General features: G+C 70.3%; 24 protein-coding genes and 1 pseudogene. 4 read left to right on the top strand and 21 right to left on the bottom strand.

The window, feature by feature from the left end; genetic code table 11:
* Nucleotides 1-98 precede the first annotated feature (98 nt).
* The 9 genes from SSP08S_RS47795 to SSP08S_RS47755 form a co-directional block, all read right to left on the bottom strand.
* On the bottom strand, nucleotides 99-1475 hold the full coding sequence (locus tag SSP08S_RS47795) for an alkaline phosphatase family protein (protein WP_019074764.1): 1377 nt from the start codon (nucleotides 1473-1475) through the stop codon (nucleotides 99-101).
* Nucleotides 1472-2662 carry a metabolite traffic protein EboE gene (gene eboE / locus SSP08S_RS47790; protein WP_019074763.1) on the bottom strand — a complete coding sequence of 397 codons (1191 nt, stop codon included), beginning with the start codon at nucleotides 2660-2662 and terminating at the stop codon, nucleotides 1472-1474. Before eboE ends, SSP08S_RS47795 begins: the two co-directional genes overlap by 4 nt.
* 7 nt (nucleotides 2663-2669) lie before the next feature.
* On the bottom strand, nucleotides 2670-3524 hold the full coding sequence (locus SSP08S_RS47785; protein ID WP_019074762.1) for a TatD family hydrolase: 855 nt from the start codon (nucleotides 3522-3524) through the stop codon (nucleotides 2670-2672).
* A complete protein-coding gene (locus SSP08S_RS47780) occupies nucleotides 3524-4240 on the bottom strand; it encodes an EboA domain-containing protein (RefSeq protein ID WP_019074761.1) in 717 nt (238 codons plus the stop codon). The genes SSP08S_RS47785 and SSP08S_RS47780 overlap by 1 nt, the downstream gene beginning before the upstream one ends.
* A gap of 85 nt (nucleotides 4241-4325) precedes the next feature.
* Nucleotides 4326-5186 carry a sugar phosphate isomerase/epimerase family protein gene (locus tag SSP08S_RS47775; protein WP_019074760.1) on the bottom strand — a complete coding sequence of 287 codons (861 nt, stop codon included), beginning with the start codon at nucleotides 5184-5186 and terminating at the stop codon, nucleotides 4326-4328.
* Nucleotides 5183-6082, bottom strand: a complete 900-nt coding sequence (locus tag SSP08S_RS47770; RefSeq protein ID WP_043260332.1) for an SCO3242 family prenyltransferase — start codon at nucleotides 6080-6082, stop codon at nucleotides 5183-5185. Before SSP08S_RS47770 ends, SSP08S_RS47775 begins: the two co-directional genes overlap by 4 nt.
* Nucleotides 6083-6173: 91 nt before the next feature.
* Nucleotides 6174-6866, bottom strand: coding sequence for a LuxR C-terminal-related transcriptional regulator (locus tag SSP08S_RS47765; RefSeq protein WP_019074758.1), 693 nt, complete (start codon nucleotides 6864-6866; stop codon nucleotides 6174-6176).
* Nucleotides 6867-6999: 133 nt separating this feature from the next.
* Nucleotides 7000-8508 (bottom strand): MFS transporter, encoded by a 1509-nt coding sequence (locus tag SSP08S_RS47760; RefSeq protein WP_019074757.1) that lies wholly within the window; start codon nucleotides 8506-8508, stop codon nucleotides 7000-7002.
* A gap of 101 nt (nucleotides 8509-8609) precedes the next feature.
* Nucleotides 8610-9656 carry a lipocalin-like domain-containing protein gene (locus tag SSP08S_RS47755; protein ID WP_019074756.1) on the bottom strand — a complete coding sequence of 349 codons (1047 nt, stop codon included), beginning with the start codon at nucleotides 9654-9656 and terminating at the stop codon, nucleotides 8610-8612.
* Between the two features lie 360 nt (nucleotides 9657-10016).
* On the opposite strand from SSP08S_RS47755, the gene SSP08S_RS47750 reads away from it, so the two are divergent.
* A complete protein-coding gene (locus tag SSP08S_RS47750) occupies nucleotides 10017-10682 on the top strand; it encodes a TetR/AcrR family transcriptional regulator (protein ID WP_019074755.1) in 666 nt (221 codons plus the stop codon).
* 61 nt (nucleotides 10683-10743) lie between these two features.
* On the opposite strand, the gene SSP08S_RS57520 is transcribed toward SSP08S_RS47750, so the two are convergent.
* From SSP08S_RS57520 to SSP08S_RS47735, 3 genes are all read right to left on the bottom strand, one after another.
* Nucleotides 10744-11337: a lipocalin-like domain-containing protein gene (locus tag SSP08S_RS57520; protein ID WP_158697324.1), complete on the bottom strand. Its 594-nt coding sequence runs from the start codon at nucleotides 11335-11337 to the stop codon at nucleotides 10744-10746.
* A 134-nt stretch (nucleotides 11338-11471) separates the two neighbouring features.
* Nucleotides 11472-12101 (bottom strand): TetR/AcrR family transcriptional regulator, encoded by a 630-nt coding sequence (locus SSP08S_RS57515; protein ID WP_158697323.1) that lies wholly within the window; start codon nucleotides 12099-12101, stop codon nucleotides 11472-11474.
* Nucleotides 12102-12201: 100 nt separating this feature from the next.
* On the bottom strand, nucleotides 12202-12591 hold the full coding sequence (locus SSP08S_RS47735; protein ID WP_019074752.1) for a MarR family winged helix-turn-helix transcriptional regulator: 390 nt from the start codon (nucleotides 12589-12591) through the stop codon (nucleotides 12202-12204).
* Nucleotides 12592-12795: 204 nt separating this feature from the next.
* Here SSP08S_RS47735 and SSP08S_RS61385 point away from each other — a divergent pair.
* Nucleotides 12796-12975, top strand: a pseudogene (locus SSP08S_RS61385) (SDR family NAD(P)-dependent oxidoreductase); the annotation flags it as partial.
* 149 nt (nucleotides 12976-13124) lie between these two features.
* On the opposite strand, the gene SSP08S_RS57510 reads toward SSP08S_RS61385, so the two are convergent.
* A complete protein-coding gene (locus tag SSP08S_RS57510; protein WP_019074751.1) occupies nucleotides 13125-13709 on the bottom strand; it encodes a TetR/AcrR family transcriptional regulator in 585 nt (194 codons plus the stop codon).
* 162 nt (nucleotides 13710-13871) lie between these two features.
* Here SSP08S_RS57510 and SSP08S_RS47725 point away from each other — a divergent pair, with 162 nt between their 5' ends.
* Nucleotides 13872-14495, top strand: coding sequence for a DUF1269 domain-containing protein (locus SSP08S_RS47725; protein WP_019074750.1), 624 nt, complete (start codon nucleotides 13872-13874; stop codon nucleotides 14493-14495).
* 125 nt (nucleotides 14496-14620) lie between these two features.
* On the opposite strand, the gene SSP08S_RS47720 is transcribed toward SSP08S_RS47725, so the two are convergent.
* Nucleotides 14621-15193, bottom strand: a complete 573-nt coding sequence (locus SSP08S_RS47720; RefSeq protein ID WP_019074749.1) for a TetR/AcrR family transcriptional regulator — start codon at nucleotides 15191-15193, stop codon at nucleotides 14621-14623.
* A 97-nt stretch (nucleotides 15194-15290) separates the two neighbouring features.
* Here SSP08S_RS47720 and SSP08S_RS47715 point away from each other — a divergent pair, with 97 nt between their 5' ends.
* A complete protein-coding gene (locus SSP08S_RS47715) occupies nucleotides 15291-16529 on the top strand; it encodes an MFS transporter (protein ID WP_019074748.1) in 1239 nt (412 codons plus the stop codon).
* On the opposite strand, the gene SSP08S_RS47710 is transcribed toward SSP08S_RS47715, so the two are convergent.
* From SSP08S_RS47710 to SSP08S_RS57505, 7 genes are all read right to left on the bottom strand, one after another.
* Entirely contained in the window at nucleotides 16519-20211 is a 3693-nt protein-coding gene (locus SSP08S_RS47710; RefSeq protein WP_245608108.1) for a family 78 glycoside hydrolase catalytic domain, read from the bottom strand. The two genes, SSP08S_RS47715 and SSP08S_RS47710, sit on opposite strands and share 11 nt — an antisense overlap.
* A 158-nt stretch (nucleotides 20212-20369) precedes the next feature.
* Nucleotides 20370-21161 (bottom strand): carboxymuconolactone decarboxylase family protein, encoded by a 792-nt coding sequence (locus tag SSP08S_RS47705; RefSeq protein ID WP_019074746.1) that lies wholly within the window; start codon nucleotides 21159-21161, stop codon nucleotides 20370-20372.
* A gap of 115 nt (nucleotides 21162-21276) precedes the next feature.
* Nucleotides 21277-22752, bottom strand: coding sequence for an aldehyde dehydrogenase family protein (locus SSP08S_RS47700; RefSeq protein ID WP_019074745.1), 1476 nt, complete (start codon nucleotides 22750-22752; stop codon nucleotides 21277-21279).
* A 38-nt stretch (nucleotides 22753-22790) separates the two neighbouring features.
* Nucleotides 22791-23609, bottom strand: coding sequence for an NAD(P)-dependent oxidoreductase (locus tag SSP08S_RS47695; RefSeq protein ID WP_019074744.1), 819 nt, complete (start codon nucleotides 23607-23609; stop codon nucleotides 22791-22793).
* Nucleotides 23610-23626: 17 nt separating this feature from the next.
* A complete protein-coding gene (locus tag SSP08S_RS47690) occupies nucleotides 23627-24403 on the bottom strand; it encodes an SDR family oxidoreductase (protein WP_019074743.1) in 777 nt (258 codons plus the stop codon).
* Nucleotides 24400-25185 carry an SDR family oxidoreductase gene (locus SSP08S_RS47685; protein ID WP_019074742.1) on the bottom strand — a complete coding sequence of 262 codons (786 nt, stop codon included), beginning with the start codon at nucleotides 25183-25185 and terminating at the stop codon, nucleotides 24400-24402. Before SSP08S_RS47685 ends, SSP08S_RS47690 begins: the two co-directional genes overlap by 4 nt.
* A 41-nt stretch (nucleotides 25186-25226) precedes the next feature.
* Nucleotides 25227-25922: a TetR/AcrR family transcriptional regulator gene (locus SSP08S_RS57505; RefSeq protein WP_019074741.1), complete on the bottom strand. Its 696-nt coding sequence runs from the start codon at nucleotides 25920-25922 to the stop codon at nucleotides 25227-25229.
* Nucleotides 25923-26015: the final 93 nt, after the last annotated feature.

Genomic DNA, 26015 nt, shown 5'->3' with positions numbered 1-26015 from the left:
GCGGTGTGAACGACCGCCACTTCAGGTGCACGGGGGCTGGGTGGGGCTCGGTGACATCACTCATCGAGCCCCAGCGCACCGCTCCCCCAAGACGTCAGTCAGGGGGTAGTGATGCCGGCCAGGGTGAGGAGCAGGTCCTTGACGTCGGTCGCCTCGATGTCGTCGCGGGCGGGACCGGGGCGCGAGCACAGCAGGACGGGGCTGTCCTGCGGGTCCTGCGGGAGGCGGCCGTGGCTGCCGCGCACGCCGGAGGGGTCCAGGGGGACCGTTTTGATGCGGTAGCGCAGGCCCGCCTTCTTGCGGGCGACCTGGCCGATGGCGCGTGCCTTCACGCCGGGCACGGTCGGGTCGTAGAGGAGTTCGGCGGGGTCGTAGCCGGGTTTGCGGTGGATCTCTACCTGGCGGGCGAAGTCCGGGGCGCGTTCGTCGTCCAGCCAGTAGTAGTACGTGAACCAGGCGTCCGGCTCCGCGATGGCGACCAGCTCGCCGGAGCGTTCGTGGTCCAGCCCGTGGAACGCCTTGCCCTTCTCGTCCAACACCTGCTCCACGCCCGGGAGTTCGGCGATGATGTCCGCCACCGCGTCCGTGTCGGCGGGGTCGCGGACGTAGACATGGGCGACCTGGTGGTCGGCGACCGCGAAGGCGCGGGAGGTCCACGGGTCGAGGTACTCCATGCCGTCCTGCGTGTGGACTTCGAGCAGCCCGGCCCGGCGCAGAGCGCGGTTGATGTCGACCGGGCGGGAGACGGGCGCGATGCCGTACTCGCTCAAGATCACGACCGTGGCGTCCTCGCGCCGGAAGTGGTCCAGCAGGGGGCGCAGCGCGTCGTCGAGCCGTCGGGCCTCGCGGGCGGACTGCGGTGAGCCGGGGCCGGAGCGCTGGGGTTCGTAGTCGAGGTGGGGGACGTAGACGAGGGTCAGGTCGGGGCGGTGTTCGTCGAAGATCTGGCGGGCCGCGGCCAGGATCCACTGGCTGGAGGGGATGCCCGCGTTGGGGCCCCAGTAGGTGAAGAGGGGGAACGGGCCCAGCCTGGTGGTGAGTTCGTCGTGCAGAGTGGGGGGCCAGGTGTAGCAGTCGGGTTCCTTGCGGCCGTCGGAGTAGTAGACGGGGCGCGGGGTGACGGTGAGGTCGACGTCGGCGCCCATGGCGTACCACCAGCACACGTTGGCGACCTTGTAGTCGGGCTTGGCGCGGCGGGCGGTGTGCCACAGCTTCTCGCCGCCTACGAGGGCGTTGTGCTGGCGCCACAGCAGGACTTCGCCCAGGTCGCGGAAGTACCAGCCGTTGCCTACGACGCCGTGCTCGGCGGGCGGCGCGCCGGTGAGGAGGGTGGACTGCACCGAGCAGGTGACGGCGGGCAGCACGGGGTTGAGCCGGGCCTGGAAACCCTGTGCAGCGAGGGCCGAGACGGCGGGCATGTGCTGTAGCAGGCGGGGGGTGAGGCCTGCGATGTCGAGAACGACCAGTCTCGTCATGAGACGGTCTCCTTTCGCGTGAGGGACTGGGGAAGCAGGCCGAGTTCCTCGAACCGGTCGCGGGTCCAGGCGAGTTCGGCGGCCAGGCCCACGACGAGACCGGAGCGGTCGTGCGGGCGCAGGTGCTCGGGCAGGACGGACCAGGTGTAGGTCTCGACCTCGACGTGGTCGCAGACGGCGTGCGGGCCGCCGAGCAACTCGCCCAGGGCGGTGGTCAGTTCGGCGGCAGTGGTGCGCAGCGGTGGTTCGGGCTCGGCGTGCAACGGCGCGTGGAAATGGACCCGCCAGGCGGATGCGGGGTCCAGCCCCCCGGCGAGGGCGTCCGGGAGGTCGTCCACGCCGGTGACGGCACCGCCGGGGGCCGTACGGGTCTGGTGCAGGAAGCGGGGTTCGGCGAACCGGGCGAGCGCCCGGCGCGCGGCCGGGTCGGCGGGATCGTCGGCCTGGAGGGCGCTGGACGCCTGGACCTTGACCACCGGGAGATCGGCGTCGGCGAGGCGACGCAGTGCCTGCGCCGGTTCTTCGAACTGCACGGCGAGATGGCAGGTGTCGAGGCAGATGCCGAGCCGCTCGGGGTCCAGTCCCCCGAGCTCCCGGGCGGCCTGGACGGTATTCTCCACCACGCATCCGGGCTCGGGCTCGAAGCCCACCCGGATCATACGGCCCGTGTCGCGCTCCAACTCGGCGAGTTCGGCAGCGAGTTGGTCCAAAGCCCGGCGGGCGGTGTCGCGCGCGGCCGGTGGCCAGGGTGTGCGCCAGGCCAGGGGCAGGGTCGAGACGCTGCCGCGTCGCGCGTCGTCGGGCAGCAGTCCGGCGAGCACCCGGGCGCAGTCGACGGTGTAGTGCAGGCGGGCGGGGTCGGTCCAGTCGGGCAGGTAGACGTCCTTCTTGACCACCTCGCGGTGGAAACCGCCGTAGGGGAAGGCGTTGAGGGTGACGGTCTCCAGTCCGCGTGCGGTCAACTCGGTCCGCAGTCGGTGGACGGCGTCGGGCCGGGCGGACAGTTCGGTGACCACGTCTCGGGCCAGCCACAGGCCGATGCCGAGCAGGTCGGCGCCGAGTGATTCCCGTACGGGCTCGGCGTGGGAGGCGAGTTGGGCGATCACTCCGTCGAGGTCCTCGGCCTGGTGGACGTTGCTGCAGTAGGCGAGGTGGACGGTCGTGCCGTCGGTGTGCCGGAAGCGCACGGTGGCCTCACTCCCCGCCGCGCTTGACCGAGTTGCCCTCGAAAAGGGCCGTCTCGTCCGGCTTGACGTCCTCCAGGTCCAGTCGCCCGCTCTGCCCGTAGAAGGCCACCGGGTTACCCCACATGACCTGGTCGACGGTGTCGGCGTCGAAGCCGGCGGCGAGCATCGCGTCGGCGGTCTTGCGGGTCTTGAGGGGATCGCTGCGCCCCCAGTCGGCGGCCGAGTTGACGAGCATCCGCTCCGTGCCGTGTTCCTGGAGGATCCGCACCATGCGGTCCTCGCTCATCTTCGTGTGCGGGTAGATGGAGAAGCCCATCCAGCAGCCGCTGTCGGCGACCATGGACACGGTGAGTTCGTTGAGGTGGTCGACGAGGACGTGCTCGGGCGGGATGCCGGACTCGCGGACCACGTCGAGGGTGCGGCGGGTGCCGACGGCCTTGTCGCGGTGCGGAGTGTGGACGAGGACCGGCAGGTCGTGCTCGACGGCGAGTTCGAGCTGGCGGGCCAGGGCCTCGTCCTCCTCGGGTGTCATGGAGTCGTAGCCGATCTCGCCGACAGCCACCACCCCGTCCTTGGCCAGGTAGCGCGGCAGCACGTCCAACACCCCCGCGCAGCGCGGGTCGTTGGCCTCCTTGGGGTTGAGGGCGATCGTGCAGCGGTGCTGGATGCCGAACTGCGCGGCGCGGTACGGCTCCCAGCCGAGCAGCGCGTCGAAGTAGTCGGTGAAGCTGTCCACGGAGGTGCGGGGCTGGCCGAGCCAGAACGACGGCTCCACCACCGCCCGGACACCGGCCGCGTACATCGCCTCGTAGTCGTCGGTGGTGCGCGAGGTCATGTGGATGTGGGGGTCGAAGATACGCATCATTCAGCTCCGGTGAAGGCGGCGAGCGCCGCTGCGGCGGCGGCTCGGCGGTCGGACGAGGACGAGGTGGCTTCCGCGGGCAGTCCCGAGGCCTCCAGCGCGCCGGGGTGCGCGCGCACGATCGGCCAGATGTCGGAGGGCACGTCACGGCCGGCGGCGACCCGTTCGTGGGCGAAGTCGGCCAGCATGCGGGCGAGTTCGCGGTCCGCGCGCTCCGTGAGGCCCGCCACACGGTCAAGGGGGATGCCGCAGAAGACGCACTTCAGTACGGCGTGCCGGTAGCCGTCCTCATCCAGGTGCCGCGCGGCGTAGGGGCCGAGGGCCGCCTCGATCAGGTCCGTGTCGTTGCCCCGCAGCGCCGCACGCACGAGGGGCACCCCCAGGTCGGCGAACGAGGCGTCCGCATCCTCCAGCAGCGCCAACGAGCGCAGCACCGCACGCTGTTCGGCGCTGTCGCCGTACCGGTGCAGGGCGGTGATCTCCTCGGCGAGTGCCGCTCCGCGCAGCGGCAGGGCGGCGAGCAGGCGGGCTCGGGCGGCGTCCGCCACCGTCCAGCCGTCGACGAGCGGTCCGCGCCCGCAGTGTCGGCCGACGGCGGGGAAGACGGTGCGCACCGCTGTCGGGTCGTCGCCGACGCGGGCGACGGCATCCGTCAGCCAGCGCCGCGCCTCCGGGGTGAGGTGGTGGTCTAGGGCGGTAGGGATGGGTGGGGCCACCGCGCATGCCTCCTTTTGGAATGTGTGTTCGATCGCGACTTTGTGGGAGTGGCGAGATGGCAGTACAGGACGGATCGCCGCAGCTTCAGAGCGGCTCAGCGGCCTTGAGGAACTCCAGGGAGTGGCGGGCGACTTCGGGGGCGTTCAGGGACGCGCCCTGGATCTCCACCGAGACCGGTCCCTGGTAGCCCGAAGCCTTCAGGGCGGCCAGGACGGGCGGGAAGTCGATCTCGCCCGTGCCGAGTTCGAGGTGCTCGTGGACGCCGCGCCGCATGTCCTCGATCTGCACGTTCACCAGATACGGCGCCGCCAGTTCGACACAGCCCAGCAGAGGCAGGTCGTCGACACAGTGGGCGTGACCGATGTCGAGCGTGATGCCGAACAGGTCGGGGTCGCCCAGCCGGCGTCGTAGATCCACCACACGTTCCACGGTGTCGACGAACATGTACGGCTCGGGCTCGAACCCCAGCGCCACCCCGTACTCCTGGGCGATACCCAGGACTTCCTCGCAGCCGGCGGCCAGCCGCTTCCAGGCCTCCCCCGCCGCCATACCCTCGGGTGCCGGGCCGCTGCACAACTGGACGGCCGGGGCGCCGAGGTCGGCCGCGATGCGCACCGCACGCGCCAGCAGGTCGACGCGCCGCCCGGCGTCCGTGGCCGACATCAGCGTGGGGACGTGCTTGTGCCACGGGTCCAGCAGATACGGCGCCCCCGTCTCCACCATCACCGCCAGGCCGAGCCGGTCCAACCGCCGTGCGAGACGGGCGACTTGACGAGGCAGGTCGGCGGCGAACGGGTCGAGGTGACCGTGGTCGAGCGTGAGGCCGACCGAGTCGTACCCCAGGTCGGCGAGCACACTCAGCACATCGTCGAGCCGGTGGCAGCCGAAACCGTTGGTCCCGAAACCGAACCGGAGCCGCCCGGCGGGACCGGGTATCGGGCTCACGTCGGTGACACCTTCCGGGCGAGCCTGCGCGCCAGCGGATGCGCCACGGCCAGCACACCGGCCAGGCCCGTGCCACCGCCGGCGGCGGTGAGCGCGGCTTGGAGGGGCAGCAGCGACATGATCCCGGTGCCGACGGCCTGCCGGACGTTCGCGGCCGACGGCTCGCGCGCGGCCCGCGCCTGCGCCGTGCCGTACGAGGCGATATAGCCGAGCGCTCCGACAGCGGCACCGACCCGCGCCGCCCGGCCGCCCCGACGCAGAGCGGGAAGCGCGGCGGCGGCCAAGGCGGTTGCCGTACTGCCGGCCAGGGTGGCGACGGGTACGGCGCGCGGCGCGCCGGACACCTCGTGGCGGCTGAGCGCGGTGACGGTGTAGGTGTGCGCGCCGACCAGCAGGGCGGCCGGCACCGCGGTCGCCCGGCGCCCTGGCTCCGCGCCGGCCAGCACGTTCAGCGTCCTTGCGCCCGCCATCGCGGCGGGACCGGCGGGTGTGGACTTCAGACCCAGGTCGTACGCCCATACCAGTCCGGTCAGGGGAAGCGTCACACTCAACGCCCGCCGCCCGCCCGCCAGGGCGGCGAGGCCGAGGCCCGCAGCCGTGAGGCCGCACGCGGTGGCCAGCGCGGTACGGCGGGCAACCCGCCCGGCGGGTATGGGACGTTCGGGGCGCTCCACCGCGTCGACGGTCGCGTCCGCGTAGTCGTTGAGCGCCATTCCGGCCCAGTAGAGGGCGACGGACGACGCCATCGTGGCGACAATACGGGGCCGGGGCGTCCCACCCGCAGCGACAGCACCGGCAAGGACGTCACCGGGAACGCTGAGGGCGGCGGGAAATCGGATCAGGTTTGCCAGATCAGCAAGACCGGGAGAAGGACGGAACTCTTTCGGGCCTTTCATGATCGGACCCTAATGCGAGTACTTGAACCTTCATGCATAATTCCGCCCTCATCTTTGTGAAGAAATCGTGCAACCTCGAACTGAACAGCCGTCAGGCCGCCGGTTGTACGAGGCCGGATTCGTAGGCGTAGGTCACCGCCTGGACGCGGGAGCGGGCCCGGATCTTGGCGAGGATGTGGCTGACGTGTGATTTGACGGTGGCCGGCGCGATGCACAGCCGGGCGGCGATCTCGGCGTTGGACCAGCCCGAGGCCACGGCGAGGAGGACGTCGCGTTCGCGTCCGGTGAAGGCGTCGGACCCGGTGTGCTGGTCAAGGGGATAGGGGGTGCGCTGTTCGCAGACGGCGTCGATGAGTGCGCGGGTCAGGCCGGGGGTGATGACGGCGTCTCCGGTGGCGACGATGCGGACAGCGGCGGTGAGTTGGTCCGGGCCGGCGTCGTGCGGGAGGACTCCCCCGGCTCCGGCGCGCAGGGCGGCTTGGGCGTGTCCCTCGCGACCGGTCGAGGCCAGGACCAGGACGCGGGGCGGGACCTGATCCGCTCCGGCGGAGTCGGGGAGAAGGCGTACGGATCGGGTGATGCGTCGGATGGCCTCGATGCCCTCCGCGTCGAGAGGAGGGATGGCCATCAGGACGACGTCGGGCCGCAGCGAAACGCTCAGGCGGACCGCCTCGGCTCCTCTGGCCGCTTCGCCGACGACGGTCAGGTCGGGCTCGGCGGTCAGGAGCATACGGAGGCCGAGTCGCTGCAAGGACTGGTCGCTGACGATGAGTACGGAGGCCATGCCGGTCGTTCTCCTTGCCGGGTGTGGGGATGCGACGTCAGCGACGACAGTGCTCGGATGCCGGGCCGAGGCGACCCGCCGGGTTGGCGGGCGGGCCGTCTCGGGGGGCGGTCGGTCGCGGCCCGTCGGGGTCCTACATGTGGACGACGGGCGCCGCGTCCGGGTCGTGGGTAGGTACACCTCGGCGGTAGAGGACGACGCTGATGACCAGACCGACGGCGAAGAAGGCGGCCGACCACCAGTAGGCGGTGGAGTAGCCCTCCAGGCCGGCCTTGGCCTGGACGACCGGGTCCGCCGGGTTCTTGCCGTCGAGGTAGTTGGTGACAGCGCTGGAGAAGAGGGTGTTGAGCAGGGCGGTGCCGAGGGAGCCGCCGACCTGCTGCATGGTGTTGACGGCGGCGGAGGCCACGCCGGCATCCTCGGCACCCACGCCCGCGGTGGCCAGACTCATGGCCGGGGCCATCACCAGGCCGAGGCCGAGACCCGCCACGACCAGCGGGGGCATGATGTCGGTGGCATAGCTGCTGTTCAGGTCGAGCCCGGTGAGCCAGACCATGCCGGCGGTGGCGAGCCCCATACCCAGCGGCACGATCGCCTTGGGGCCTATACGGGGGATCAGCACGGTGGTGGCAAGGGTGGAGGCGAGCATGAGACCGGCGACCATGGGCAGGAACGCCAGTCCGGTCTTGACGGGCGTGTAGCCCAGGCTCTGCTGGAGGTAGTAGGTCAGGAACAGGAAGACACCGAACATGCCGGCGCCGGTGATCAGAACGGAGATGAAGGAGGCGCCGCGATTGCGGTCGAGCAGGACCCGCAGCGGCAGCAGGGGGTGGGCGGCGCGAGTCTGCCACCAGGCGAAGACGGCGAGCAGCACCGCTCCGGCGACGAGGAAGAGCCACGTCTGCGGAGAGCTCCAGTCATGGCTCTCGGCATTGGAGAAGCCGTAGACCACGCAGAACAGGCCGCTGATGACCAGGAGCGCGCCGGGGATGTCGAGGGTGGCGGACTTGTCGCGGGTGGTGCGCTGCAGCAGGATCACACCGCCGACGAAGGCGACCGCGGCGAAGGCGAGGTTGACGTACAGCGTCCAGCGCCAGTCGAGGTACTCGGTCAGCACGCCGCCCAGCAGCAACCCGATGGCTCCGCCGGCACCGGCGATGGCGCCGAACACACCGAAGGCCTTGGCGCGTTCCTTGGGATCGGTGAAGGTCGTGGTCAACAGGGACAGGGCGGCCGGGGCGAGCAGGGCACCGAACAGGCCCTGCCCGGCACGGGCGACGACGAGCATCTCGAAGCTGGTGGCGGCGCCGCCCAGCGCGGAGGTGCCGGCGAAGCCGACCAGCCCGACCAGGAAGGTCATCTTGCGGCCGAAGAGGTCGCCTATGCGTCCCCCGAGCAGGAGCAGGCTGCCGAAGGCGAGGGCGTAGGCGGTGACGACCCACTGCCGGTCACCGTCGGAGAAGCCCAGGTCCTTCTGGGCCGAGGGCAGGGCGATGTTCACGATCGTCGCGTCCAGCACCACCATGAGCTGGGCCAGGCCGATGACGACAAGGATCCACCAGCGGTGGCGAGGCGGTGCGTCGGCAGACGGAAGGGCGGACACGGTGGCCACGTCCGACGTGTCGGCGGGTGTTCGAGGCATGACGAAACTCCAGAACCGGGCGAAAGGATAGGGCAGTTGGGCAGTACGTGGGCAGGCAGAAGGGTCTTGCGGCCGAGTCGTCGTGCGGCGGCCGCGGACGGCTACTGTCCGCCGGTGAGCTCGACGTAGGTGGTGCCGGTGACCGTGCGGTGGCCGTAGGTACCGGTGACGGCTGCGCTGCCTTCGTAGCGAGGCCCGGGGACCGTCAGTTCCTGGTCCTTGGCGTACGTCTCGACGTTGAGCTTGGCGTGCTCGCCGGGGATGGTGACCTTCCAGCGGGTGGGGTACTTCTTGCCGGTGGTCGGGCTGGTCCAGAGGGTGGAGCTGTCAGGTGTGAGGGTCGCCTCGGCGACGGTCTGGGAACCGTCGGGCTTCTGGACGGTCGCCCAGGTGTTCTCCTTGTTCTCCTTCGTCTTCCAGAGGCTGACCTCGTCGCCGTTGGAGAGGTCGAGATTCATCCAGGACCATGAGGCATTGCCTGCGGCGATGTCGGGAAGGGGCCCCCACTGGTGGTCCAGCCAGGACCGCCCGCGGACCTTTTCGGTGCGGCCGTTCAGGGTCAACGCCCCCGAGGTCTGCATGGTGGGGAAGGCGTATTCGTAGTTCGGGTATTTGGCGTCGCCGAACATGGGGAAGTAGCCCGTCCCCATGTTGTAGAGAACGTTGCCCTGGGGGCGGAAGGTGACGTCGATGGTCCCCTCGGGGACCTTGGCACGCAGCTTCTGTTCCTTGGCGTCGCCGGTCCAGCTGATGTTGTCGGTGTGGATGTCCACGCCCTGCTTGCCGGACAGGCCCGTGCGGGGCGGAAGAGCGATCTCCGACTTGGTGTACCAGCCGGTGTCCTCGTCGATGAGCGAGACGGTCGAGAGGGTGTGCCCCGTCTTGGCGTCGCCAGAAATCAGGTGGTTGGCCATGAATCCGTAGTGGTGGCCTCCGGCGGTCACGTGCGCGGTGACGTACCAGGACTCGTTGAGCCGGTCGGGGTGGGCGGTGAGGTCCGCGGCGGGGTCGACGGCGACCGGGAGGCTGGTCTGCCTCAGTCCCTGCCCGGAGGCTGTGGTCGCGGTGGCCGTTCCGCCCGAGGCGAGGGCGAGCGAGGCGATGAGTGCGGCGGTGACGGTGGGCGCGCCGACAGTGGTCTTGCGCATGATGACTCCTTGTGCAGATGGACTGCACGGATTGCATGAATGTACGAAACGGTTTCGTACTCTCGAAGGTTGCAGTTGTGGGCGGAAGGGAAATCCGCTGACGCCGGATGGACGCTGCGCCGGCTCGTCGGCGGGCGGCGTCTGTCCTCGGGTGCTTCGCATCGGGCACCCGAAAGAAATATCCAACACTCGTAGGATTATTGAAATGGTTGCCCGTGTCAAGCCGGTGTCCGGGCAGGGGCCGCTGCGTCGGATCCGGGACCGGCGCTGACCTCGGACGGTGCTCAGCCGTACCGACCGGGGCGGATACGCTGGTGCGATTGACGGGCGCCCGCCCGCAGAGCCGACTGAGGAGGACACGTGGGAGGCAAGCCGACCACCACGCGACGCCCGGGGCGTCCCGGCGCGGATTCCGCCGAGTTGCCCTCGGCGCCGGACGTGCTGCTGCGGGGCCTGGAGGCGTTCGCGGAACTGGGATACGACCGGGCGTCCGCGCGGGAGTTCGCGCGCCGTCTCGGGGTCGGCCCCACCTTCATCAATGACCGCTACGGTTCCAAGGCGGCCTACTGGCGTGCGGTGGTGGATGCCGCCCTGGGGGCTCAGCTCACGCGCATGGTGCCGGCCGCCCCGGGGAGCGACGACGAGGACGTGGTGCGGCAGTTCGTCAGGGAGTTCTACCGCACGACCATCGGCGAGCCGTACCTGGCCATGTTGATGGCGGACGAATCCGCGCGGGACACCGAGCGGCTGGACTACCTCTACCAGAGCTACATCGAACCGACGCTCGCCCTCGTCGCGCCCAGCATCGAGAGGCTGATGGCATCCGGGCGCATGACGCGGGTCTCGATGGACGTCGTGTTCTTCGCCCTCATCCTTCCGGTGTCAGGACTGGTGCAGGAGCCGCTGGCCCGGCGCATGGGCGGCTACGAGCACATGACGCAGGCGGACCGTCTCGCCAAGGCGGAGGCCCTGGCCGCACTGGTGATGGACGGCCTACTGGCCCCCGGTAACGCAAAGAGCCGGTAGCGAGGTGTGAAATGGCATGTTCCGCGCGGGAGGACTACTGTGCTCGCCGTCCAGGACGTGGTCAGTGCCTCCAGTCGCCCACCTGCTCGGTGTAGTTCGTGCCGGTGACTTTCTTGCCCTCGTAGACCCTGGTGTAGACAGCCGGCGCCTCGTAGACGCCGTCGCCGGCCTTGTCCGCGGCCTCCTGGTCCTCGGGGCCGTTGACGCGGACGGTGAGACGGGTCTTCAGCGAGGGGATCTCGACATGCCAGCCGGTGGCATAGGTCTTGCCGGTCTTGGCGCTGGTCCAGGTCCTGTCGACGCCGCCGGCCAGGGGCTTGACCGCCGCCAGGTCGTAGGAGCCGTCCGGATGCAGGACGGTGGCCCAGGAGTTCTCGCTCTTGCTGTTCACGGCGTCCCAGAGGGCGAGCGTGTCGTTGTTCGGCAGGCGGACGCTCATCCAGGTCCAGCGCATGGTGGGATCGTCCACGGGGGTTTCGCCCCACTGCCGGTCCAGCCAGCTCTCTCCGGAGATCTTCTGGGTCTTTCCGTTCAGTGTGAGGGTGCCGCTGGTCCGCATGGACGGCAGGGCGAATTCGCACTGTGTGTCACCCAGCAGCATCGACCCGGTGCCGGTCCTCCGGCCGCTGGTCCGTCCGGCGCTGTGGCCGGTCACGCCCGATGCGGGCGGCCGGCGATATGGTCGGCAGCGGAGCGACATGCGCCAGCCGCACCCGTCACAGCCGCCTCTGATGTCTCAGGGCGGCGCTGCCCGCCCCGTCGCGGCTGGAGGACGGGCGAGGCGAGGCCTCAGTCGGCTTTCTGATGGCCCTTCAGTGCTGATTCCGGCAGCAGTGCCTCGACGGCCGGGCGCAGATGGGCGACGAGGTCATCGACGCTGGCATGCTCGACTGCGGAGGCCTTCAGTAGGTAGCGCGTGATGGCGACACCCAGCGTCAGTGCGGCCACCAACTGGCCACGCAGCTCGCTCGATTCGCCGTCGGGTGCGCCCGAAACGCGGCTGTGCTGAGCGATGGCCGTTACGTTGAAGAGTTTCAACGCCTCCTCGGCGCTCTCGTCGTGGGTGAGCATGGAGCGGAAGGTGGAGGCGGTCGCCTCCGGTTGTTCGTCCATCGGCTCCAACACCGCGCGGATCAGCCGCTCGCTCAATTCCTCGGCCGGTCCGGCTGCCACTGCCGCCATGTCCAGATTCAGCTGCACCGCGGCCCGGAACAGCTCCTGCTTGCTGCCGAAGTGCTGCATGACCAGTGAGGGATCGCACCCCGCCCGTTCGGCCACCGCCCTGATCGTGGCCTTCTGGTAGCCGGACTTGGAGAACTCCTGCCGGGCGGCATTCAGGATGGCCGAACGCGTACGGGCGCGGCGCTGCGCCCTGGTGTTGATCGGCGTATCCGACATCACATCACCCAATTCGCTCAACGCACGCTGAAAGTCATCGCGGCGCGCACCTGCGATGACTCTATGTGCGTTGAGCGAAGAGGCCCCATAGCTGACACACGCCCGCCGGTCGGGTGGGGGTTCAGCAGTCGTTGTCCGGGATGAGCGCCTCGCGCTGAGCCGTCTGGGCCACCCGCATGAGAAGACGGCGGAGGTGGTGGGCGTCGTCCTCGTCGAGGTCGGCGAGCAGGCGTGCCTCGGCGAGGGAGAGGCCGTGTTGGGCGCGTTCGAGGTGGGCGCGTCCTTCGTCGGTGATCAGGACCTGGCGGGCCCGTCGGTCCCGCGGGTCGGGCCTGCGCGTGATCAGCTGACGAGCCTCGAGATCGTCGAGCAGGTACGTCACGACGGTGCGGTCGAGGTTCACCTGCTGTGCGAGGGCGAGCTGGGACGGGGGCTCGCCGTGGGCCAGGGCGACCAGGACGAGGTAGCCCCGGGGCCCGCCCGGCAGGTCCGCCACGGAACTGGTGGCCATTCGACCGAAGGTCGAGGAGACCGTGCGGATTGCCCACCCCAGCTCCGACTCGACCCCGGCTCCGTTGGCAGAGGAAGGGGATGCGCTCATCTGGCCAATGTACCGCACTTGCACAGCCTGCCAGATAGTCTTGTCATAAGAACATCTGTGGTGCATAGTTTCTGGCCATGAACCCGACCTGCGCGGACAGGAAGTGAGAACGTGATGAGTGCCGGTACCCCGCTGCAGGGCAGCACTGCCCTCGCGACCGGAGCCACCGCGGGCATCGGCCGTGCCGTGGCGCAGCGACTGGCCGAGCAGGGTGCGGAGGTCGTCCTTCACGGGAGAGACCGCACCCGCGGAGAGGCCCTGGCCAAGACCATCGAGCAGGCGGGCGGATCCGCCCGTTTCATCGCCCCGGCGCCGAGCGTCCGCAGACAACACGCGGAGTCCGGCCCGCAGCTCGGGCGAGGTGGCCGAAGCGGACGTGAGCGGCGTGGACGAGTCGGCAGCCGCTCCGGCGAGTGTCCGGCGCCGGACCGAGTCGGGCGCGGTCACGCGTTCGGCAGCCAGGGCGCGAGCGCGGCGTCGACCAGGCTGACCACCAGGTCCTTTTCAAGGTGTACGCCGTGCAGGAAGCGTTCGAAGAGCAGCGGTCCGATGATGCGGGCGACGAGATCCCTGGCGTGTCCCTGGGTGCCGGGGCGGAGTTCGCCGCGTTCCACGGCGGCGGCCAGCGCGCGGGTGAGGTCCTCATCGGCCTGGCCGAACATCTCCTCGCGGAGGCGCCGCGCCTCCTCGTCCCGCTCGGCCCGCTGGATGACCGTGGCGAGGATCGACACGGCGCTCGGCTGGTTGAGGCGATGAGCCAGCTGTTCCGCCTGGAAAACCAGCTGGTCGCGGACGGGGCTGTCGTCGAAGGAGAGCAGGGGGCGGACGTCGCCCGCGAGTGCGTCGAGAAGGAGGGCCTGCTGGTCGGGCCAGTGCCGGTAGACGGTGGCGCGGCCGATTCCGGCCCGTTTGGCGACGGTGGCGTGGGTGACGTTCTCGGGGCCGCCTTCGACGAGGAGTTCCGTGGCGGCGGCCAGGGCGGCGGCGCGGCTGCGCAGAGCGCGGGGGTCGTCGTTGCTCCGGAGCATCGGAACACCTCTTTCTCGGCAACTTGTGAGACGCATTGACTCACAACTTCTCTTCGATACATACTGTCTCACAGACGGTCGCGGAAGTCCCGTCGAGGTCGACACCGTGGCCGTCCCCCTCATACCTGACCCCTTGCGGGTCCACCGACCGAAGGAGAGCTCATGTCCGTGAACGAGAACGCCGTCACCCTGCGCTTCCCCGACCGCGCCGCCGCCTACCAGGCACTCAGCGACCTGAAGCACCTCAGCCCCGCCACCACGGAGGTCCGCGCCGCCGTGCTGATCGAGCGCCTCGAGGACGGCGCGGTGCGCGTCCCGGAGGGAATGGACACCGAGCAGGGGCGCAACACAGCGGTCGGCGGACTGGTCGGCTCGCTGGTCGGCATCCTCGGCGGACCCCTCGGCGTCCTGATGGGTGTGGGCGTCGGCGCGCTGATCGGCGGAGGCTACGACTACCAGCGGGCAGAAGAGACCACCGCCGCCGTCGGCACCTTCGTCCAACAGGTCCCGCCCGGCGGCACAGCCCTCCTGGCCGAGGTCAGGGAGAGTGACACCCAGGCCCTGGACCTGCTGGCCATGCGCTACGACGCCGTCATCGAGCGCCGCCCGACCGACTCCGTACGAGCCGAGCTGAAGGCCATGGAGGAGGCCGCCGAGCAGGTCCGCAAGGACGAGGCGAAGGCCAGGCGCGAGCACAAGCGCGCCGAGATCGCGCAGAAGCTCGGCCGGCGCCCCGGCGGACGTAAGGAGGACGTCGCGGCACCGAAGGAGACGCTCGCGGTGTGAGGCGCTGCGAGCGCCACAGACGCGGGGCACGGACCGCACCGCGGTTCAACTCCCCCTGTGCCCCGCCGGTCGGGGCGAGCCGATACCCCCGGCCCGCCCCGACCACTTCAACCTGACACCGAGCGCTACACCGGGCCGGGAGACCCCGCCTCCGTCGGCAAGCTCCGTACCGCCCGCGCGAGGTCCACGCGGAGATCGTCGAGGCCGTAGTCGGCACCGAGGACCATGCGCCGCAGTTGGGGCATGGCGATGCTCCAGCCGGTCAGGGCGAGGGTGAAGAACACGCGGGTACGCGCGTCGCCGCCCGGACCTGCGGACTCGGCGGCGTCGATCTTGTCCTGGTAGTGGCGGGTGCGGGCCTCTTCCGCCGGGACGGGCTGTTCGCCGATCTCCAGGGCCTCCCACATCACCAGGCGCAGGGCCTCCGGGTGAGCGCGGTGGTAGTCGAAGAGGCGCTCGGCGTAGCCGGGCAGGTCGTCGCTCGGCGGCACGGCCTCGGCGAGGTCGGCCAGCACGCGTTCGAGGACGACGGCGAAGAGCTTGCTCTTGTCCCCGAAGTAGTCATAGATCGCACGCTTGTTGGCCCTGGCCCCGGCGGCGATACGGTCCACCCGGGCACCGGCGACCCCGTGCGCGGCGAACTCCGCAGTCGCCGCCGCGAGGATGCGTTCCTTGGTCGCCGTGGAGTCATATGCCATGCATGCCAGGGTAACGAACTGGTTCGTTTGACGAATCCAATGCCGACATGTCAGCCTCGAAAACGAACCATCCAGTTCGTTCGGTTGGAGAGGAACGATGTCCCGCAAGCTGCCCCTGCTGATGGCGCTGGCCTGTGGTGTCGGCGTCGCGAACGTCTACTTCCCCCAGGCCCTCACCCCGCTCATCGCCGACGGACTGGGGGTCGCCCCGGCCACCGCGGCGATCGTCGCGACGGTGACCCAGCTCGGCTACGCCGTCGGCATCTTCCTGCTGGTGCCGCTCGGCGACCGCCTCCCCCGCCGCCCGCTGATCACCGGGCTGCTCGCCACGACCGGCCTCGCCCTCTTGGCCGCCGGTCTAGCTCCGGCCACCGGCCCGCTTCTCGCGGCCGGCGCCGTGGTGGGTATCGCGACCGTGGTCCCGCAACTCCTGCTGCCCATGGCGGCCGGTCTGGTCGAGCCCGATCGACGGGGCAGCGTGATCGGCACCCTGCAGGCCGGCCTCATCGGCGGCATCCTGCTGGCCCGCACCTTCGGCGGCGTACTGGGCGAGCATCTGGGCTGGCGTGCGCCGTACCTCGTCGCCGCCGTGTTGACCGGGCTGCTCGCCGTCGTTCTCGGCCTCGCCCTGCCCAACGACGTCCCGGCCGTGCACGATCGCTATCCGACCCTGCTCGCCGACACTCTGCGGATGCTGCGCACCGAGAAGGAGCTACAGCGCTCCGTGCTCTTCCAGGTCACCGTCTTCGGCGGGTTCAGCGCGGCCTGGACCGCCCTGGCCCTCCTGGTGACCGGCCCCCGGTACGGCATGGGGACACAGGCGGTGGGCCTGCTGGCCCTGATCGGGGCGGGCAGCATGTTCTGCGCGCCCGCGGCCGGACGCTGGGTGGACCGGCTCGGTGCCGACCGGGTGAACCTGTGGTGCGTCCTGGCCGCCCTCGCCGCGGCGGCGGTACTCACCGGAGGCTCACTGGGTGGAGCCGCGGGACTCGTGGCCCTGGCCGCCGGGCTGCTCCTGCTGGACGTGGCGGTGCAGTGCGGCCAAGTCGCCAACCAGGCCCGCATCTTCGCCCTGCGACCAGAGGCCCGCAGCCGTCTCAACACCGGCTACATGACCTGCACGTTCCTCGGCGGCAGTGCCGGATCATGGCTCGGCACCCGTGCCTACGTCCAGTTCGGCTGGGGTGCCGTCTGCGGCCTCATCGCCCTGGCCGCACTCCTCGCCCTCGCCGCATACCTGGTCGGCCGCGGTCGGCACAGCGCGGTGAACACCCTTGCTGCCGAGTTCCCTTCCGCGCGACCCACGCAGAAGGGAACTGGCCAGGTCACGCGTTGAAGCGGTACGAGCCCGCACGCGCCCGGTAGACCTTGTAGGGCGCACCGCCCGAGATGTCGTCACGGACGAAGGCGGCACCCCGGGGCGCGCTGACGGGCTTGCCCAGTGTGGGCACCCAGATCTCGGCCTCGGTGTTGTACGGCACGGTCACCGCGAGGTCGATCCGGCCGTCCGGGCGGCGTCTCCACTCCGAGGAGACCGTGCCGCGCACGGTGTCGATCGAGGCACTGACGTGGTCGAGGGTCGCGGGAGACAGGTCGGTGTCGTCGGTGTTCTTCGGGACCCGGCTGTTGACCGGGGTCGAGGGGATGTACGGGCGGATGCGCAGCGACTCGTAGGCGGTCTCGGTCGGCTTGATGCCGGCCAGGCTCTGGTAGAACCACGTGGCCACGTTGGAGCGGTAGTGGTGGTCGACCGAGAGCCGGTCGGTCCACTGTTCCCACAGCGAGGTGGCGCCCTTGGCGATCTGGTAGACGTAGCCGGGGATGCCGGTCTGGGTGACGGCCTTCAACGCCACGTCCGTGTAGCCGTATTCGCTCAGGATGTTGAACTCGTAGCGCGAGCCGTACATGTCGTTCTGGATGTGCTGGTCGGCGGCCACGATCCGGTCGGCCAATAGCTTCGCGAGGGCCTTCTTGTTCTCGGCGACCGGCTTCGTGCCCGCCAGGTAGCGGGGGTCGTCGGGCTTCAGGTCCGAGCCGGGAACCAGGTCGAAGGCGATGGCCAGGGCGTTCTCGCTGGAGATGCTGCCCTGGGTGAAGTGGCCCTGGGCGGCGTCCCAGTAGTTCGCGATGAACGCCTTGCGCAGAGTGCGCGCCAACTGGGCGTAGTGGGCGGCGCGTTCGGTGCGGCCGAGTCTGCGGCCCACCTCGTCCATGTAGTCGCAGAAGTGGATGTAGAAGGCGAGGCTGATGACGGCGTTGCTGCCGGGCGGCTCGGCGCCGGAGTAGGCGCCCAGCGAGGCCTCGAACTTGTAGTCGTTCTCGGCGGTGAACAGCGTCTCGTAGTACGTCAGGAGCGTGTCCTGGTGGTCGTAGAGGTCGGCGAAGAGGCTGCTGTTGCCGTAGTACGTGTACAGCTCCCTCGGGATGACGAAGTACGCCGAGTCCCAGGCCGGTACCGCCTTCCACGTGGCGTTCCAGCCGGGGGTGCGGTCGTAGCCGTAGCCGCCCTTGGCGATGGGGACGAACATGGGCAGCTGGCCGGTGGAGATCTGGGTGTCGGGGAAGTGGCGCAGGTAGTTGGTGAGCACGGCGTTGACGTCCCAGGTGAGGGACTCGGACTCGGAGCTGGCCATGGCGTCGCCGGTCCAGCCGTTCTTCTCACGGGACGGGGTGTCGGTCGGCTTCTGGACGAGGTTGTTCTGCTCGGCCCACTCCAGGTTGCGCTGAAGGCGGTTGAGCAGCGCGTTGTCCGTGGTGAAGGTGCCGGTGCGGGCGAAACCGGTGCGCGCGACGCCCACGGTCAGCAGGTCCGCGTCCCGCTTCGGGTCGGGGGCCCGTCCGAGGACCGCCTCCAGGTTCATCACTTCCAGGTAGCGGAAGCCGAAGTGGCTGAACTGCTGCTCCCAGGTCTGCGTCGGCCGCTTGCCGAGGGTGTAGTAGTGCGTCTGGAGGTTGGCGTCGTGCTGGAAGTTCTCCTCCTCGACGGACAGCGGGGAGGCGGCCGTGCCATCGCCCGCGCTGATCCGGTTGCCGCCGCGGATCCGCAGGGTGAGGCCCTCCTTGTCCGGGCGTATGCCGGTCAGTTGGAGGCGGACGAGGCCGGTGAGGATCTGGCCGTAGTCCAGGACCCACGTCCCCGATCCGGGGGCCGTCTCGGTGAGGGAGACCGGGCGCAGCGTCTGGCCGACCAGCACCGGCTCCGCCTCGTGCGCCCTCATGACGGCGGGTCTGAAACCGACGGGAATCGTCGTGGCGGGCAGCGCGCCGTGGTACTTCGGTGAAGGGCCCGAGCAACTGCCCGGCGGGATCAGCACGGTGGCCGGGCTCCACTCGCGGCCGGTGCGGTAGCCGGCCGAGCGCCACTCCCCCAGTTCCTCCGCACGCCGGGCGTCGTACTTCTCGCCCGAGTAGACGGAGTCGTACGTCGTGGGCCCGTCCGTGCCGAGCCAGTCCTTGTCCGTGATCAGCGTGGTGGCGGAACCGTCGGTGTAGGTCACGACGAGCTTCGCGCGCAGGCGCGGCTGGCCGGCGTAGGGCGCGAGCTGCCAGTACCACTCCTGGGGCGTGGTCACGCCGTACCAGCCGCGGCCGAGTTCCGCGGCGACGACGTTCTCCTGTCCGGAGTGGAGCAGTTCGGTCACGTCGAAGGTGTCGTAGAGGACCGTGCGGTCGTAGGTGCTCTGGTCGGTGAGCAGTCTGGGCACGTTGGTCCGGCTCGTGGTCGCCCGCTCGCCGTCGACGGTGATCGGGTCGCCGTTGACGGTGAACGTGACGTTGCCCGCCGCGCTCAGGTGCAGCCGGGCCTTGGCTATGCGGCGGCCCTTGGGAAGGGCGAACGCTCGGCGCAGGACAGGTGCCGGGTTGGCGATGGGCAGCACGCTGTTCTTGGACGGGATGAACGGGTTCTTCGGGGGGAAGGTGAGGCCGGCGAGAGTGCCGATGCCGTTCTCGAACGGGTTCGTGCCCGTGGTGAGGTCGACGGAGAAGTCGGCGGCTCCGGTGCCGGTCACCTCGACGCTGCGGACGGTGGCGCTGGTGCCGCCGGCGAAGCCGAAGCTGCCGTGACGGCGGATCTGGTCGCCGGTGAGGGTGCGGCTGTCGACCTCGACGCCGTTGACGGTGGTGGTCACGGTGAGGCCGGTCACGGCGACCACCACCGTGTGGTCACGCGTGGCCCAGGTGTCCTTGGTCAGTCCGGTGGAGGCGGGGAGGGTGACCGTGCCGACCGGGACGCTGCGGGTGCCCGCGGTGGTGGGGTTGGTCTCGCTCTGCGGGTCGTAGTGGTTGACGCCCCAGTCCGGCTCCGAAGTGCCGTCGTCCACCCAGGTGTTGCCGGCGTAGTGGCTGGTCCTCATGACCAGCTGCATGTCGTCGCCGCTCTGCCGGACGGTCCAGTTGAGACCCTCGCCCCAGGTCTTGCCGATGGGTTCGGCGCGCAGGAGCAGGGACAGCCCGCCGGCGGGGTCGGGGCCGCCTCGGAAGACGACGGTTCCGGTCAGGTCCTTCCAGTCGTGGTCCCGGGTCTCGCGTCCGCCAATCCACCGTGCGCCCGACCAGTCCTTCTCGCCTCTCAGCAGGCCGGTCTCCCACGTCGCCGGCTCACTCCACGGGCCGGGGGCGCCCTTCTCGTCCCAGGCCCGCACCCGCCAGAAGTAGGCCCGCCCCGAGTCCAGCGGCCCGCCCTGGTAGGCCACCTCGACGCTGTTCGAACTCGCCACCTTGCCGCTGCGCCAGACGTCGGCCCTGCCCGGCCCGGTTCCGACCTGGATCTCGTACGCCGTCTGCCCGGCCACCGGAGGCAGCCAGCTGAACGCCGGCGGGGTCTCCGTTCCCACGGGAGCGACCCGCGAGTTGACCTGCAACTCCGCCGGTGCGGCACGGTGCCCGCGCGCTGCCGTCGTGCTCGCCGCCTCGGCGTCGGGCGCGGCGGCGAGCGGGAGCGAGGCCCCGGCCGCCGCGGCCGTCATGATGCCGAGCATGTGTCGGCGGCTCAGCGCACGTCTGTTCTCCTCGGTCACGGCTCAGATTCCCTTCGTAAGCACACAGCGCTGGAAGCAGGGGTGTCCCTCCCCCCGAAGGCATTGAAACGTTTCAATACCTTCCATGTGGAAAGCTTACGAACAGGTTCGGACAAAACACAATGGTCTGGAGCGACGGCTCACGGCGCGGAAGCCGGTCAGAGCGTCTGCCGGGCCATGTCGGCCTCGCCCTTGGACGCCCACGCTGTCTCCACCGCGTCCGCGAGGGCCTCCCCCTTGGCGAAGCCGTAGTACGCGGCGAACTGCAGCACGATCTCGTCCATCTCCTCCTTGCCGAGGTCTCCGGAGTGGAGCGCGGCCCTGACATGCGTCTGGAGGGGGACGGGCGAGTCATCGAGGGCGACACTGGCGACCGTGACGATCCGGCGCTCGCGCCGGGTCAGCCCGGGGCGCTGCCAGACGTGCCCGAACACGAAGTTGAGAATGCCGGCGTGCCGGTACGGCGAGTTCGGGGGCGGTGCGGGCGTGAGGTTGACGTCGATGAACTCCTCCACGCCGCGTGCGAGCCGTTCGTCCCAGGCTGCGGGGCCGAGGGTGTCGTCGCCCAACTGCGGCCAGGGAGGGGTCTGTTCGCCGCGTTCGCGGTGGATGCGGTCCCACTGCCGAGCGATGGCCCCCTCCACGTGGGACGCCTTGGGCCAGCCGCAGTACACCGCGAAGTGCAGGACGAACTCCAGCATGGCCTCGAGGCCGATGTCGCCGCTCGCGAGTGCCGCGTGGACGTGGTCCTCGATGGGCTGAGGCGAGTCGGCAGCGGCCACGCACGTCAGGGTGACCCAGCGGCGGTCCCGGCGGCTCAGGCCGGGGCGTGACCAGACCTCGCCGTAGAGGAAGTCCCGTGCGGCGCGGCCGAACGGGGTGGCAACCGAGGGTGGTTCGTGGGCGGGCAGGACCTCTGCCAGGGTGCGGTCCGCCTGGGTGTAATCCATGAGGCCTCCGTAGGTTGTGGGGTGGCCCGGGCGGGCCGGGTGTGGCTCGGGAACACATCACGCCAGAACGACGAGTCGGCGATCCTGGCCTCCTGCGGCCGGATGGCGCACCGCCTTACGCGCGGATGAAGACGTTCTTGGTCTGGAGGAACTCGTAGAGGCCCTCCTTGCCGCCTTCACGCCCGTAGCCGCTCTGCTTGTAGCCGCCGAACGGGGCGCCCGGCGGCTGGCCCGAGGCGCCGTTGACGAGGACGGTGCCCGACTCGAGGTGCGGGACGATGCGCTGGACGCGGGACACGTCATGGGTGTGTACGGCGGTGCCCAGGCCGTAGGGCGTGGAGTTGGCCAGTTCGACCGCCTCGTCCTCGGTCGTGAAGGGGATCAGGGACAGCACGGGACCGAAGACCTCGTGCTGTCCGACCTCGCTGTGCGGGTCGACGTCGGCGAGGACCGTCGGGTCGATGAAGTAGCCGTCGCGGTTGTCCGGGGGCAGCGTGGAGGGGTCGGTGGCGTGGCCGCCGGCGATGACACGGCTGTCCTTGGCGGCGCGTTCGATCATGCCGAGGACGCGCTCGTGGGCTGCCTTGCCGACGACCGGGCCGAGGGCGGTCGACTGGTCGAAGGGGTCTCCGACGCGCAGGACGCCGGCCGCCTCAGCGGTGGCGGTGACCACCTGGTCGTACACCTCGCGGTGGACCAGCATGCGGGTGGTGAGGTTGCAGCCCTGGCCGGAGAGGGTGTAGCAGGAGCGGACGGTCTCGGCGACGGCCTCGTCGAGGTCGGCGTCGGGGAAGACGATGTCGGCCGTCTTGCCGCCGAGTTCGAGCAGGACGGGCTTGAGGGTGTGGCGGGCCGCGTCGAGGATCTTCTTCGCGGTCGGGATGCCGCCGGTGAAGGAGATCTTCGCGACGTCGGGGTGACGGACCAGTCGCTCTCCGGCCTCCGGGCCGCCGGGCAGGACGTGCAGCACGCCCGGGGGCAGCCCGGCCTCCAGGGCGATCTCGGCGAACCGGGCCACGGTGAAGGGGGCCAGGTCGGGGGACTTGACGACGACGCAGTTCCCGGCGGCGAGCGCGGGGGCGATCTTCATGCCGACCGACATGATCGGGCCGTTCCAGGTCAGGATGATGCCGATGACGCCGTACGGCTCGGGGACGGTGTAGTCGAGGCCCGGCACCATGCGCGGGCTGGCCGGGATGGTGGCGCCCTCCAGCTTGTCGGCCCAGCCGGCGTAGTAGCCGAACCAGCCGGCGGACAGGTGGGCCAGCCCCGCCGACGTACGGAAGGGGACGCCGAGTTCGAAGGTGTTGAGCCGGGCGAGTTCCGGCACGCGCTCCAGCATCAGATCCTCGACGCGCTGGAGGATGCGGCGGCGCCGGTCCGGGGACATCGCCCGCCACTCGGGGAAGGCGTTCTTCGCCGAAGCGACGGCCGCGTCGACCTCCTGCGGTCCGGCGAGCAGGACGGTGCCGTTGGCGCGGGCGGTCGCGGGGTTGATGTGGTCCTGTCGGCCGGCGGACGTGGTGTCGAGCCAGGTGCCGTCGACGAGGGGGCCGGTGGTGCCGAGGTCGTGGGACAGGGATGTGGTCATGTCGGTGCCGCCTTGGGGTCGTCCGGGTGGGGCGGTGGTCAGGGCGCCGGACTCCGGTCCAGCGTCGACAGGGTGTGCGTGGTGAGGTCCGCGAGCGTCCGGGGCCGGGGAGCGCGGGCCGTGTCGGCGACGTCGAGCAGGAGGCCGACGTCCTTGCGCAGCAGCGGCAGGGCCCGGCGCAGCCCGTCGGTGTTGAAGCCGGAAGCGGCGAGGATCGCGGCGGCGCGGCTGCCGCCGGTGCCGTGCGCGAGCACCTGTGCGACGGCGGTGCGGTCCATGCCGAGTCCGTCGGCGAGGGAGTAGGTGTCCAGCGCCAGGCCGACCTGGGCGGTGAACACGAAGTTGTTGAGCAGCTTGGCGAGTTGGCCGCTGCCCAGCGGTCCGAGGTGGATGACCGGGTCGGCGAACGTGTCGAACACCGGGCGGCAGCGGGCGACGTCCGCCTCCTGTCCGCCGGCCATGACCAGGAGCCTGCGTTCCGCGGCCGCTCCGCCTCCGCCGCTGACCGGAGCGTCCACCACGGCGACCTCCCGCTTGGCGGCCTCGTCGGCGACGCGTCGGCAGGTGTCGGGATGGATGGTGGAGTGGAGGACGACGACCCCGCCGGGAGCCATGCCGGTCAGTACGCCGTCGGGTCGCAGGAGGACGTCCTCGACGTCCGCGTCCGCCACGACGCACAGGCACACGATGTCGCTCGCCGCCCCCAGCTCGGCCGGGGTCGCCGCCACCGTGGCGGCCGTATCGGCGAAGGCGTCCGTGGACGTACGGCGACGCGCCCACAGCGTCAGAGGGAACGACTCCTCGGCGATGCGGCGGGCCATCGGCGCGCCCTGGCTGCCCAGTCCGATGAAACCCACCCGTGTCCCGGCGCGCGTCACAGCCGGGTGACCCAGCCGCCGTCGACGCTGATGGCCTGGCCGTTGATCCATTCGCCGGCCGGGGAGGCGAGCAGCAGCAGCGTGCCGAGCAGGTCTTCGGCGGGCGCGGACTTCTTGCCCGGGATGGCGGCCGTAAGGGCGGCGCGTGCGGGGTGGTCGGCGGGGAGGCTGCGCAGGCCGGGTTCGTTCTCGACCAGGCCGGGGGCGATGGCGTTGACGTTGATGCCGAGCGGGCCGAGCGAGCGGGCGAGGCCGACGGTGATGTTGACCAGGGCAAGTTTGCTGACGCCGTAGATGCCGCCGCCCATGAAGGCGCCTGCGGAGACCTGGTTGATGATGCGTCCGCCGCCTCGCTCGACCATGGAGGCCTTCACCGCGCCCGCGCAGATGACGGCGCCGAGGACGTTGACGCGCATGACGCGGTCGAACCAGTCCGTGGGCAGGTCCAGGATGTCGACCTGGGGGATCTCGGCCATCAACGCGGCGTTGTTCACAAGGATGTCGATGCCGCCGAAGGCGTCGGTGGTCTTCGCTGCCAGGTCGGCCGCGGAGTCGCGGTCGGTGATGTCGACCTGCACGCCGCGCGCGCGCAGTCCGTCGGCGGCCAGTGTCTTGGCGGCCTGCTCGGCGCCTTCGCCGTTGAGGTCCGCGAGGACGACGGCGGCGCCGGCCTCGGCGAGTGCCCGGCCGTAGACCTGGCCGATGGCGCCGGCGCCCCCGGTGACGACGGCGACCTTGCCGTCCAGGCGGAGCCGGTCGAGTGTGCTGCTCATGGGGCTTCCTTCGTCAGACGGGACAGATAGGCGTCGACATCGGCACCGTGCTCGCGCAGCTCGTCGGCGGCCTGCGGTGCGGTGAGGATGAGGAAACGGTCGTGGGTGACGCCCTCGGCGACGAGTTCGCCGACCGAATCCGCGTCCAGGACCGGGAAGTCGGGGCCTCGGGGCGGTGCCGGTTCCCCATAGAAACTGATCTGCTCGACGATGTTGGTGGCGACACCGGCCGGGCACAGACAGGAGACGCCGATGCCGCGCGGGCGCAGGTACAGGGCGAGCGCCTCGGACAGACCGACCACCGCGTGCTTGGTCGCGGTGTACGGCAGTCGGTCGAATCCGTAGGGCAACAGGCCTGCCGTGGAAGCGGTGTTGACGACGTGACCGGATCCCTGCTCCAACAGGTGTGGCAGGAACACCAGGTTGCTGCGGACGACGCCCAACAGGTTGACGTCCACGACGCGTTGCCACGCGTCCAGGGGAATGTCCTCGACGGGGCCGACTGCCAGGATGCCGACGTTGTTCATGACCAGGTCGATGCGGCCGAAGCGGTCGAGGGCCAGTTTCCGCACCGCTTGCAGGTCGTCGAGGCTGGTGACGTCGCACTCCAAGGCGGCGCCCAGGTCGCCGAGTTCACCGGCCACGGTGTGTGCGCGCTCGCCGACGAGGTCGGTGACCACGACACGCGCGCCGCGCCGGGCGAAGGCGTGGGCGGCGGCACGGCCGATCCCGCTGCCGGCGCCGGTGATCACCGCCACGGCGTTGTGCAGATCGATACTCATCGGGACGTCGTTCCTCCGCTCGTGGGTGGGAGGGCGGCTGTTCAGGGATGAAGCGGCAGGACCGGTTCACTCGCTCCGGTCCCGGTCCCGGTCCCGGTCCCGGTCTCGGTCTCGCCGAGCACGGACGAGGTCGTCTGGGACACCGGGGCCTGGAGGAAGCCGACCAGGCCGTCCAGCAGGTCCCCGACATGGACGGCGAAGGACAGCACGTGCCCGCCGCGGGCCCGGGTGCGTTCACGTTCGGAGGCGGCATGCACGCCGAAGGCCAGGGCCTGCGAGATGCGGTGGCCGCGCAACGGCTCGGGAAGGTGCGGCAGCAGGGTGCCGATCCGCTCGACGAAGTCGTTGGTGGGCTTGCTCAGTTCGGCCGAAAGGCGTTCGAAGACGTCCCGGCGGCCGTGCTGCTGGAGCATCGCGACGAAGCTGAGGTAGTGACTGCCCTCCTGTTCGCCCTGTTCCAGGACGGGCAGGAGGTGGCACTCCACCCAGGTCCTGAGATCGTCCGGGCGCCGGCGCGCGACCAGCAGCCTGCGTCGTTCGTTCAGCTCCGGCAGCCGGTACTCGAAGATCTCCTGGACAAGGTGCTCCTTCGTGCCGAAGTGGTACTGCACCGCCGTGTTGTTGCCGTTCCCGGCCGCCGCGCTGATCTGACGCAGAGACACCCCGTCGAGGCCGTGCTCGGCGAAGAGCCGCTCGGCGGCCAGGACGATCTGTTCCTTCACGGACGGTTGAACCACGACACCAGACTCCTTGAAGAGCAGTGTTGCGCAGATTTGAGAACGTCATTTCCGCATGACAGGAATCTAGTTTCGCCATGGCGTGAAGTCAAC

The organism is Streptomyces hokutonensis, from assembly GCF_000376565.1.
Taxonomy (GTDB): Bacteria; Actinomycetota; Actinomycetes; order Streptomycetales; family Streptomycetaceae; genus Streptomyces; species Streptomyces hokutonensis.
This window is presented reverse-complemented; position numbering and strand designations above follow the sequence as displayed.